Source organism: Pseudomonas sp. S2_F07 (assembly GCF_054668325.1).
This window is the reverse complement of the sequence record NZ_CP162758.1, coordinates 4,025,981-4,037,914: the sequence shown is the minus strand read 5'-3', so window position 1 is coordinate 4,037,914 and position 11,934 is coordinate 4,025,981. Positions and strand designations below refer to the sequence as shown.

The following is an 11,934-nucleotide window of genomic DNA, read 5'->3' as shown; positions in this document are numbered from 1 at the left end:
TTCAGGACCTGGGCAACACTTCGGCTTCGCCAAGCCAGGTCAACAGTCGATCAAGGCAAGCCTCGATCGTTTGTACTCCGGTGTCGAGTACCAGCGCCGCATCAACCGGCGCCTGATACGGTGCGGACACCCCGGTAAACCCCATCAATTCGCCGCGCCTGGCGCGAGCATAGTGACCTTTTGGATCACGTTGCTCGCACACCGCCAGGGTCGCACTGCACCAGACTTCGCGATAATCGTCACCGAGCCGCCGGGCGAACACATCGCGCAGCTCCACCAGGGGCGCGATCATCGCCAGGATCACGATTTGTCCGTTCTCCACCAGCAACGCCGCCAGTTCGCTGGCGCGACGGATGTTTTCCTGACGATCGCTGTCGCTGAAGCCAAGGTCTTGGTTGAGCCCTACCCGCAACCCGTCACCATCGAGCACCACGCTCTGCAGCCCGCGTGCAAACAACTCGGCGTGCAGCGCTTGCGCGAGGGTCGACTTGCCCGCCGCCGGAAGACCGGTCAGCAGGATCGCCGCGCCGCGATGGCCGTTGCGTTGCTCGCGCCGGGCACGGCTGATGCTGGCGGTCGGGGGCTTCACATCAACGCGCTGGGGCATGGGCCACCGGAACCGTGATATCACCCGCCGCCCAAGCCGCTTCGCGGTTGGCCAGGGCCGTGGCGATGGACTGGACTTGCGTCGATTGCACCTGATCCGGCAGCGGATCGAGGCCGGCGCTGGCGAAAATTTGCCCGTAGGCGTTGCGCAGGTCGGCGTAGGACAGGTCACGACGCAGATCGGCCTGCAAGGTGTTGAGTTCGCCCTGGATCAGATCCAGCTCACCGATGCCGTCCGCCTGGTGACGATTGCGCAACTGACCGACGATTTGCCCGTCGATGTCCGACAATTGCTGATTGGTCTTGAACTGGCGCAACGCCTCGCGGTAATTGGCATTGGCCACATACAGCTGCGCCAGCACCGCAATCGACATCGCCTGACGGCGCGCGGTGGCGACTTCTTCACCAGCCTTGGCCACGTTGATCGCCGCGGGAGCCGAGATCACGTTAAACAGGTTCCAGGTGACTTTGACGCCGTAATCGGCCCAGCCTTGCTCCACCAGAAACGAGTTGCTGTCGTAATGTCCGCCGGCGGAGAACTCCAGGCCCGGCAGCAGGCGCAACATGGCTTTGCGGGTCTCGGCAGCGCTGATGCGGGCCTGATAATCCTGTTCGCGCAGTTCCGGGCGGCTGGTCAGGGCTTCCTGTTCGAGAGTGGCCAGATCGATCTTGAGCTCGGGAATCTCATAACCGTTATCGGTCGCCAGGGTCAGCTCGGTGCCCATCGGCAGGTTGATCAGGGTCGCCAGTTCGGTCTTCGCCAGAGACAAGGCACGGCGCTGCTCCTCCAGTTGGCGTGTCGCTTCGATCAGCGAACGCTGATAACCGAGGGCCTGCACCGGATCGCCAATGCGTTGCTGGCTCATGCTCTGGCTGTCGTTGCGCGCGGTTTCAACCCGCGCCATCAGGCTGTCGATCTGCGTGAGCAGGCGTTCGGCGGCCATCGCCCGCCAATACGCCGAGCGCACGTCCTGGACGATGGTGTTGATCACCTTGCGCCGACGTTCCTGAACGATCAGGCGCTGGTCGCCCTGCTGCTTGGCGCTGATGTAACTGACACCAAAATCGAGCACGTTCCAGACCATCGTCAGGTCCGCTACATCACGGTCGCGGTCCTGGGAGGTCGAAGGTTCCAGGGACTGTGTACCGGTGCGCACACTCTGGCTGCTGGAGGCGTTGACGTTGTTGCGGCCCACGTATCCGGCGTCCAGCGCCATGCGCGGCAGCATGTCGAAACTGGCGAGGTCGAGCTGACGCTTGGCCAGGGCCTCCTCCATGATTTTCAACCGGCCTTCAAGGTTGTACTTCACCGCACGGGCCATGGCCTGGTGCAGGGTCAACGGGCCGGCAAGGGGCTCCTGCCCCTTGTACATGCTTTGCAGGTCACTTTTGGCCCGCTGCTCACTGACACTGCGTTCGATCGGCTCACTGGTGACTGCGCATCCGCTGATCGCCAGTGCCAGCAGACTGACTCCAAACAACTTATGACTTCTATTCATCCTTGCATCGCCCCTGGGTGCCGCATCAAAAGTGAAAGTTCTCATCAGGCCTGCATTTCGCCGATGCCGGCCAGTTTCAAAGCGGCGGCCAGGTTGGCGACCTGCTGCTGCTCGTTGTCCTTGAGTTGTTGCAATTGCTGGCCCAGGGTCGGTGCGCCAAATACCCCGCGCAGCCCTTGGGAAACATCGCCGGACTTGATCGACTGACTGCCGAAGGCGTTCAACGAATCGCGCTCGCTGCTGCTGTCCTGATTGAACAGGCTCGACAGCGTGCTGGTGCTGAACACACCACCGTCACCGCCACCGAAACCGAGGAAACCATGTCCCGAGCCATCGCCACCGCCGTCAGTGCTGCTGAAAACCTGCGCGATGAAACTCGGGGTCAATGCGCCGTGGTTCATGAAAATATCGCCCAACGGCCGGATACCGTTGCCGATCACCCGTTGTTCGAACAATGGCTGGAAGGTCAATGGTGAAGTGAGGTTGCCCGTCGGAGGCGTGAAAATGCTCGGTTGCAGCGGCACGTTGGGCACATCGGGCAGCGTCACCGGGGTGCTGCTTTGGAACTCGGGGTCTACCGTTACGACGACAACCGATGAGGTCGGCACCGTGTTGATGACAAAATTGTCGGACTGGCTCACGCCGCTGCCACTGTTGCCGGCCATGTCGCTGATACCGGCGCGGTTGATGCTGATCGCGTTGCTGGCGATATTGACGTTGGCGGTCGGTGTCAGCATTGCGGTCCAGGTCTTGCCGCCGTCGCTGCTGCTCAGGTCGGACAAGGTGCCGTTGGCAATACTGATGTCGGACAAATCAAAACCGCTGACCGCTTCGCTGAAGGTGATGGTCACCTGCGAGGTCTGGCCCACGCCCAGGTTCGGATTGGCGATCACCACGGTGGCGGTTGGCAGTTCGCTGTCGAGGGTGTAATTGTTCGACACCGCCACCGTGTTGCCAGTGTTGCCCACCAGATCCGTGACGTTGCGGGTGTCCAGGGCGATGAAGTTGCTTGGGTCGGTGACATTGGCCGTCGGCGTGAACGTCGCCGTCCAGGTCTTGCCGCCATCGCTGCTGCCGAGGTTGCTCAGGTCGCCATTGGTCACGCTCAAGTCGGACAGGTCGAAGTTGCTGACGGCCTCGCTGAAGGTGAAGGTCACCGTAGTGGTCTGGCCGATACCGAGGTTCGGGTTGGCAACCACGATACTCACCGTCGGCCGGGTCGCATCGAGCGCGTAGTTGTTGGAGATAGCGATACTGGCGCCGAAGTTGCCGACATTGTCCTGCACGCGACCGGTGTCGAGCACGATCAGGTTGGTTGCGTCGCTGACATTGGCGGTCGGCGTCAGGGTCGCGGTCCAGGTCACGCCGCCATCGCTGCTGCTCAGGTTCGACAACACGCCGTTGGCAACGCTGATGTCCGATACGTCGAAACCGCTCACCGCTTCACTGAAAGTGATGGTCACGGTGGTGGTTTCACCGATGCCGAGTTGCGTGTCGGCTACCACTATGGTCGCCGTCGGCAGCACGGTATCAATGGTGAAGCTGGCCGAGTTGCTGATGCCGGTTCCGGCATTGCCCGCGAGGTCGGACACCCCGGCGTTGCTCAAGCTGATCAGGTTGGTCGTGTCCTTCACGTTGGCGGTTGGCGTGAAGGTCGCGGTCCAGGTCACACCGCCGTCGCTGCTGCTCACGGCGCTCAATGTACCGTTGGGGATGGACAGGTCCGCGTTGGTGAAGCCGCTCACTGTCTCGGAGAACGTGATGGTTACCAAGGTCGATTCACCGGCCGCCAGCGTACCGTCGGCGACCACGATGGTCGCGGTCGGGCCTTGGGTGTCAATGGTGTAGGTATTGGAGTTGACCGTACCGCTGCCGGCATTGCCGGCCACATCCTGCACACCCGCCATGTTCAGCGCGATGGTGTTGCTGGTGTCGGTGAGATCGGCCGTCGGGGTAAGGGTGGCGGTCCAGGTGATCCCGCCGTCGCTGGAACTGACATTGCTCAGGATGCCGTTTGCGATGGTCAAGTCACTGTTGTCGAAACCGCTCACCGCTTCGCTGAAGGTGATGGTCACCAATGAGGTTTCACCGGTACTCAGCGCCGTGTCGGCAACCACGATGGTCGCGGTGGGCAGTGCGGTGTCGATGGCAAAATTGTTCGAGTCGGTGGTGCCCGACCCCGCGTTGCCCGAACCATTGGCCACGCCGCTATTGTCGAGCGTGATCAGGTTGCTGGCATCGCTAACGTCCGAGGTTGGCGTAAAGGTCGCCGTCCAGGTGATGCCGCCGTCGCTGCTGCTGACGTTGCTCAATGTACCGTTGGCGAGGGTCAGGTCGGCGTTGCTGAAACCGTTGACGGCCTCGCTGAAGGTGATGGTCACCAGGCTCGTTTCGCCGGCCTTGAGCGCCGTATCGGCGATCACGATGCTGGCGGTTGGCACGCTGGTTTGCACCAGGTAATTCGCCGAGTTGGTCACCCCGTTCCCGGCGTTGCCTGCCGCGTCGGTGACACCGGTGTTGTCCAGGGTGATGAGGTTGCTGGTATCGGTAATGCTGGCGGTCGGCGTGAACGTCGCGGTCCAGGTAACGCCACCGTCGCTGCTGCTCAACCCGCTCAGGGTGCCGTTGGCGACGCTCAGATCTGAACTGTCCAGACCACTGACTGCTTCGTTGAAGCTGATGGTCACCAGGGTCGTTTCGCCGGGACGCAGGTCGGTGTCGGCCATGACAATGGTCGCGGTCGGGCGTTGGCTGTCGATCGCGTAGTTGTTCGAGTCCGTGCTCCCGCTGCCGGCGTTGCCCGCCGCATCCTGAACACCGCTGTTATCGAGCCGAATGAGGTTGCTGGTGTCGGCGATACCCGTCAACGGTGTCAGGGTAGCCGTCCAGGTAATGCCTCCGTCGCTGCTGCTCACCGCACTCAAGGTGCCATTGTCGATGGTCAGGTCGGCATTGGTGAAACCGCTCACCGCCTCGGAGAAGGTGATGGTCACCAGCGTGGTTTCGCCGACACTCAGGGCATTGTCAGCGACCACTATGGTGGCGGTCGGGCGCTGGGTGTCGATGGCGTAGTTGTTGGAGTCGGTGGTGCCGCTGCCCGCATTGCCCGAGGCGTTCTGCACGCCGCTGTTGTCCAGGATGATCAGGTTGGCGGCGTCGGTGATGTTGGCGGTCGGCGTGAAGGTTGCCGTCCAGGTGACGCCGCCATCGCTGCTGCTCACCGCGCTCAGGGCGCCGTTGGCGATGGTCAGGTCGGCGTTGCTGAAACCGCTCACTGCTTCGCTGAAGGTGATGGTCACCAGCGAGGACTCGCCGACGTTCAGGGCATTGTCGGCGACCACGATGGTGGCGGTCGGTAACACGGTGTCGATGGTGAAGTTGGCGGAGTTGCTCGTACCGCTGCCGGCGTTGCCTGCGAGGTCCGCGACTGCGCTGTTGTCCAGGATGATCAGGTTGGTCGTGTCGTTGACCGTGACGTTCGGCGTGAACGTCGCCGTCCAGGTGATGCCTCCGTCGCTGCTGCTGACCGCACTCAACGTACCATTGGGAACACTCAGATCGGCGTTGGTGAAACCGCTCACTGCCTCACTGAAGGTGATAGTCACCTGGGTCGTTTCACCGGCAATCAGGGTTGAATCGGCCATGACAATGGTCGCGGTCGGGCGTTGGCTGTCGACCGCGTAATTGTTCGAGTCCGTGGTTCCGCTGCCGACGTTGCCCGCCCCGTCGATCACACCGCTATTGTCCAGGGTGATCAGGTTGCTGGTGTCGGTGACGCCAACCGTCGGAGTAAATGTCGCGGTATATGTGATGTTATCGCTGGTGCTGAGATTGCTCAGAGTACCGTTGCTCACCGTCAGGTCGGCCAGGGAAAAGCCGGTTACCGCCTCGGAGAAGGTGATAGTCACCACCGAGGTTTCGCCCACCGCCAGCGCCGTGTCCGCGACCACGATGGTCGCCGTCGGGCGCACGGTGTCGATGGCGTAGTTGTTGGAATCGGTGGTGCCGCTGCCCGCGTTGCCCGAGATGTTCTGTACGCCGCTGTTGTCCAGGGTGATCAGGTTGTTTGCGTTGGTGATGTCGGCGGTCGGCGTGAAGGTTGCCGTCCAGGTGATGCCGCCATCACTGCTGCTCACTGCGCTCAGGGTGCCGTTGGCGATACTCAGGTCGGCGTTGCTGAAACCGCTCACGGCCTCGGAGAAGGTGATGGTCACCAGCGTGGTTTCGCCGACACTCAGGGCGTTATCGGCGACTACGATGGTGGCGGTCGGCAACACGGTGTCGATGGTGAAGTTGGCGGAATTGGTCGTACCGGTGCCGGCGTTGCCCGCCAGGTCGCTGACCCCGGCATTGTCCAGGGTGATCAGGTTGGTCGTGTCGTTGACATCGACGGTTGGCGTGAACGTCGCCGTCCAGGTGATGCCGCCGTCGCTGCTGCTCACCGCACTCAACGTGCCGTTGGGAACACTCAGATCCACGCTGCTGAAACCGCTCACCGCCTCGGAGAAGGTGATGGTCACCAGCGAGGTTTCACCCGCGCTCAGCGTCGTATCGGCCAGCACGATCGTGGCGGTCGGGCGCAGCGTGTCGATGGCATAGTTGTTGGAGTCGGTGGTGCCGCTGCCAGCGTTGCCCGCCAGATCGCTGACCCCGGTGTTGTTCAGGGTGATCAGGTTGGTGGTGTCGTTGATGCTCGAGGACGGCGTGAAGGTTGCCGTCCAGGTGATACCGCCGTCACTGCTGCTGACGTTGCTCAATGTGCCGTTGGCGACGGTCAGGTCTGCGTTGGTGAAACCGCTCACCGCTTCACTGAAGGTGATCGTCACCAGGGAGGTTTCACCGATGGCCAGCGTATCGTCGACCACGACGATGTTCGCCGTCGGGCGCACGGTGTCGATGGCGTAGTTGTTGGAATCGGTGGTGCCGCTGCCCGCGTTGCCCGAGCCGTTTTGCACACCGCTGTTATCCAGAGTGATGACGTTGCTGGTGTCGGTGATGGCATTGGTCGGGGTGAATGCCGCGGTCCAGGTGATACCGCCATCGCTGCTGCTGACGATACTCAAGGTGCCATTGGCGATGCTCAGGTCGGCATTGGAGAAACCGCTGACGGCTTCGCTGAACGTGATGGTCACCAACGACGTTTCACCGAGTAGCAGCTCGGTGTCGGCCACCGCGATGGTGGCGGTCGGCAGCACGGTATCAATCGTGTAGTTGCCGGAGTTGGTGGTGCCGCTGCCTGTATTGCCGGCCACATCGGTCACGCCGGTATTGGCCAGGGTGATGACATTGCTCGAATCATTCACGCCGACGGTTGGGGTGAAGGTCGCGGTCCAGGTGATGCCGCCATCACTGCTGCTGACCGCGCTCAAAGTGCCGTTGGCGATGATCAGGTCGGCGTTGGTGAAACCGCTTACTGCTTCGGAGAAAGTAATGGTCACCAGCGAGGTTTCACCCGCGCTCAGCGTCGTATCGGCCAGCACGATCGTGGCGGTCGGGCGAACCGTGTCGATGGCATAGTTGTTGGAGTCGGTGGTGCCGCTGCCGGCGTTGCCCGCCAGGTCGCTGACCCCGGTGTTGTCCAGGGTGATCAGGTTGGTCGTGTCGCTGATGCTCGCCGAAGGCGTGAAGGTTGCGGTCCAGGTGATGCCGCCGTCGCTGCTGCTGACTGCGGTCAGCGTGCCGTTTGTGATCGTCAGGTCCGCGTTGGTGAAACCGCTGACCGCTTCACTGAAGGTGATCGTCACCAGCGAGGTTTCGCCGATTCTCAGCGCCGTGTCCGCGACCACAATGGTGGCCGTCGGGCGCACGGTATCGATGGCGTAGTTGTTGGAGTCGGTGGTACCGCTGCCCACGTTACCGCTGGCGGCAGCCTGCACACCGGTATTGTCCAATGTGATCAGGTTGGTCGTATCGTTGATGCTGGCAGTCGGAGTGAAGGTGGCGGTCCAGGTGATACCGCCGTCGCTGCTGCTCACCGAGGTCAACGTGCCGTTGGCGATGGTCAGGTCGGCGTTGGTGAAACCGCTCACGGCCTGGTTGAAGGTGATGGTCACCAGCGACGTTTCACCAATTCTCAGCGCGGTGTCGGACACCACAATCGTCGCGGTCGGCGGGGCAGTATCGATGGCGTAGTTGCCCGAGGAACTGATCCCGCTGCCGGTATTGCCCGCGAGATCGGCCACGCCGGTATTAGCCAGGCTGATGACGTTGGTCGCGCTGATGATCCCTGCGGTCGGGGTAAACGTGGCGGTCCAGGTGATGCCGCCGTCGCTGCTGCTCACCGAGGTCAACGTGCCATTGGCGACGCTCAGGTCGGCGTTGGTGAAACCGGTCACGGCCTCGGAGAAGGTGATGGTCACCAGTGACGTTTCGCCCGCCGCCAGCGCCGTATCGGCCAGCACGATCGTGGCGGTCGGGCGCAGCGTGTCGATGGCATAGTTGTTGGAGTCGGTGGTGCCGCTGCCGGCGTTGCCCGACAGGTCGCTGACCCCGGTGTTGTCCAGGGTAATCAGGTTGGTCGTGTCGTTGATGCTCGCCGAAGGCGTGAAGGTGGCGGTCCAGGTGATGCCGCCGTTGCTGCTGCTCACCGCAGTCAACGTGCCGTTGGTGATGGTCAGATCCGCGTTGGTGAAACCGCTGACCGCTTCACTGAAGGTGATCGTCACCAGCGAGGTTTCGCCGATTCTCAGCGCCGTGTCCGCGACCACAATGGTCGCCGTCGGCCGCACGGTATCGATGGCGTAGTTGTTGGAGTCGGTAGTGCCGCTGCCGGCGTTGCCCGCCAGATCAGCCACGCCGGTGTTGTCCAGGGTGATCAGGTTGGTCGTATCCGTGATGCTCGCCGACGGCGTGAAGGTCGCCGTCCAGGTGATGCCGCCGTCGCTGCTGCTCACCGAGGTCAAGGTGCCGTTGGTAATGGTCAGGTCGGCGTTGGTGAAACCGCTCACCGCCTCGGAGAAGGTGATGGTCACCAGTGAAGTTTCGCCGATTCTCAACGCAGTGTCCGCCACCACGATGGTCGCGGTTGGTCGGAGTGTATCGATGGCATAGTTGTTGGAGTCGGTGGTGCCGCTGCCGGCGTTGCCCGACAGGTCGCTGACCCCGGTGTTGTTCAGGGTGATCAGGTTGGTTGTGTCATTGATGCTCGCGTTCGGGGTGAACGTGGCGGTCCAGGTGATGCCGCCGTCGCTGCTGCTCACCGAAGTCAAGGTGCCGTTGGCAATCGTCAGGTCGGCGTTGGTGAAACCGCTGACCGCTTCGGAGAAGGTGATCGTTACCAGAGAGGTTTCGCCGATTCTCAGCGCCGTGTCCGTCACCACGATGGTGGCCGTTGGACGCACGGTATCGATGGCGTAATTGTTCGAATCGGTAGTGCCGCTGCCGGCGTTGCCCGCCAGGTCGCTGACCCCGGTGTTGTCCAGAGTGATCACATTCGTGGTGTCAGTGATGCTGGCGGTCGGAGTGAAAGTCGCTGTCCAGGTGATGCCGCCATTGCTGCTGCTCACTGCGGTCAAGGTGCCGTTGGCAATCGTCAGGTCGGCGTTGGTGAAACCGCTGACCGCTTCGTTGAAGGTGATGGTCACCAGCGAGGTTTCGCCGATTCTCAGCGCCGTATCCGCGACCACAATGGTCGCCGTCGGCCGCACGGTATCGATGGCGTAGTTATTGGAGTTGGTGACACCAACGCCGGCGGTGCCCAGACCGTTGATCACCCCGGTGTTGTCCAGGGTAATGACGTTGCTCGTATCGGAAAGACTGGCGGTCGGCGTGAACGTTGCCGTCCAGGTGATGCCGCCATCGCCGCTGCTTACGGCCGTCAACGTGCCGTTGGCGATGGTCAGGTCCGCATTGGTGAAACCGGTCACGACCTCGGAGAAAGTGATCGTCACCAAGGACGTTTCGCCGATGCTCAGTGTGGTGTCAGCGACCACAATGGTCGCGGTCGGCGGCGGCGAATACGCGGTGTTGAGTACACCTCCGTCGTTGTAGATGGTCGCAACGGAGGTCGGCGAGGTGCCGGTTGTCCCCCCGCCCTGCGCGGTACCGCCTGCACCACTGGCCGCGGCATTACCGGCCAGGGCCGCGAAGTTGGCTGCCGTGATCAACAATGTGCCTTTGTTCCAGATCGCACCGACGCCCCGGCCGCCCACACCGCCATTGCTGGCATTGCTGCCCTGGCCACCGCCACCGCCACCGCCGCCACCGGCGCCAATGTTGTTGCTAATGGTCGACGTGCCAATGATGGTGATGGTGCCGCTGCTGGCGTTGTAGATCCCGCCCACCGCGTTGCCGCCAGCGCCACCCACCTTGTCCCAACCGGCCCCGCCGCCGCCACCGCCAATGGAAATCGTGCCATTGGTGGCCGTCGAACCGTTACCGCCGTTGCTGTAATAGGAAACGCCCACCCCACCAGCACCGCCAGTGGTGGTACCGCCGCGACCGCCCATGTGGGTCGCGTCATAACCGCCGCCGTAACCACCGGCGCCACCGCCGCCCGCACCACCACCCAACGTGCCGGTACCCGGCCCTGCCGAACCGCCATGCCCGCCACCCTGGCCGCCCAAACCGCCGCCGCCACCACCGCCACCGCCGTAAAAGGCGCCCGTGACACCACCGCCACCGCCGCCACCGGAAGCGCCGTTGGAAGTCACGGTTACGTTTTTCAGGGTAAGAATACCGGCGTTGAAAATGCCACCGGCCATCGCGCCCGAGGCACCGTAGCCACCGTTGCCGCCCGTGCCCGACACCAGGCCCCTGGTGATCACCAGGCCATCGAGTGTCACGGTACTGCCAGATGCCACTTCAATCACTCGGGTCCTGTACTGACCATCGAGAATCACGTCAGCCGCGCCATCGTTGTTCAAGTCGCCATCAACGGTGATGTTCTTGTTGATCAGCAGTTCGGACGTCAGCTGCACCGTCATGCTGCTGTTAAAGGTGACTAGGTCACCGTTCTGCGCCGAGGCGATGGCGGCACGCAGCGAGCCGACGCCCGTATTGGCGTTGTTGGTGGCGGTCCAGGTGGCCAGGCCCCATTGGTAATCACTCATGGCTTGTGTCGACAGCACGTTGGCGCTTTCGATGTTGCCGGTGACGATTTCCAGATCCCAGTCGCCGCCCACACCGGTGCGGTTGCTCGAAGCCGCTACATCGCGGCCGGTCATTTGCGCCAGCGAATCGACAAAGCTCAGGCCACGCTCGCCTTCGGCGGTGTAGCAGCCGTAGATCAGGATGTCGCCGCCAGCGTTGATGTCCTTGCCGATTTGCGCCAGCACCGCGCTGCGGGCGGCGACGTTGTCGGCCGACAGATAGCTGTCGCCCAGCCACAGGTCGCCGGCGTTGCCGTGGGCGATGATCTGCACCGAGCTGACGCCCTGATGCTGATCGAGGTAGTCGGCGATCTGTTGCAGTCCATCCTTGCCCGCGTCCAGCTTCACGACCTGGGTCCCGGGGGCGACGCCCTGGAGCAGGCTGTCGGCTTCTTTCACCCGGGAGTCAACGAACACCACGCTCTGCCCCGGCACCGCAATGGGGCTGGCGGCCGGTGTGGCATCGGCCTGGCCGTGGGTGTCCTTGCTGGCCGTCGGGTGATCGGCGGTCGGTGCCTTGGCGGCATCTGCTGTGGAATGGCTATCGGCCTGGGCCGCGGTATCGGCCACCGTGGCGGCGACAGCGCCGTCGAACAGCATGCGCGGTTCAAGGGACATGATCATGGGCGCCGCTGGCGTCCGTTGGCCTTCGGTTGCCCGTGACTTTGCCTTTGCCCCGTCAAAAATGGTCCACCACATGCTGCTCACCCGAATTCGAACGAATATACGTAAGGCATCAA

General features: G+C 62.7%; 3 protein-coding genes. All 3 read right to left on the bottom strand.

Features of this window, described 5'->3' with window-relative positions; genetic code table 11:
- Nucleotide 1: 1 nt before the first annotated feature.
- Genes cysC through AB4O40_RS18290 form a run of 3 tightly spaced genes read right to left on the bottom strand, consistent with a single transcriptional unit; the run spans nucleotide 2 to nucleotide 11,818 of the window.
- On the bottom strand, nucleotides 2–607 hold the full coding sequence (gene cysC / locus AB4O40_RS18300; RefSeq protein ID WP_056726991.1) for an adenylyl-sulfate kinase: 606 nt from the start codon (nucleotides 605–607) through the stop codon (nucleotides 2–4).
- A complete protein-coding gene (locus AB4O40_RS18295) occupies nucleotides 591–2,105 on the bottom strand; it encodes a TolC family protein (RefSeq protein WP_056726992.1) in 1,515 nt (504 codons plus the stop codon). Before AB4O40_RS18295 ends, cysC begins: the two co-directional genes overlap by 17 nt.
- A gap of 44 nt (nucleotides 2,106–2,149) precedes the next feature.
- Entirely contained in the window at nucleotides 2,150–11,818 is a 9,669-nt protein-coding gene (locus AB4O40_RS18290) for an Ig-like domain-containing protein (protein WP_460154576.1), read from the bottom strand.
- Nucleotides 11,819–11,934: the final 116 nt, after the last annotated feature.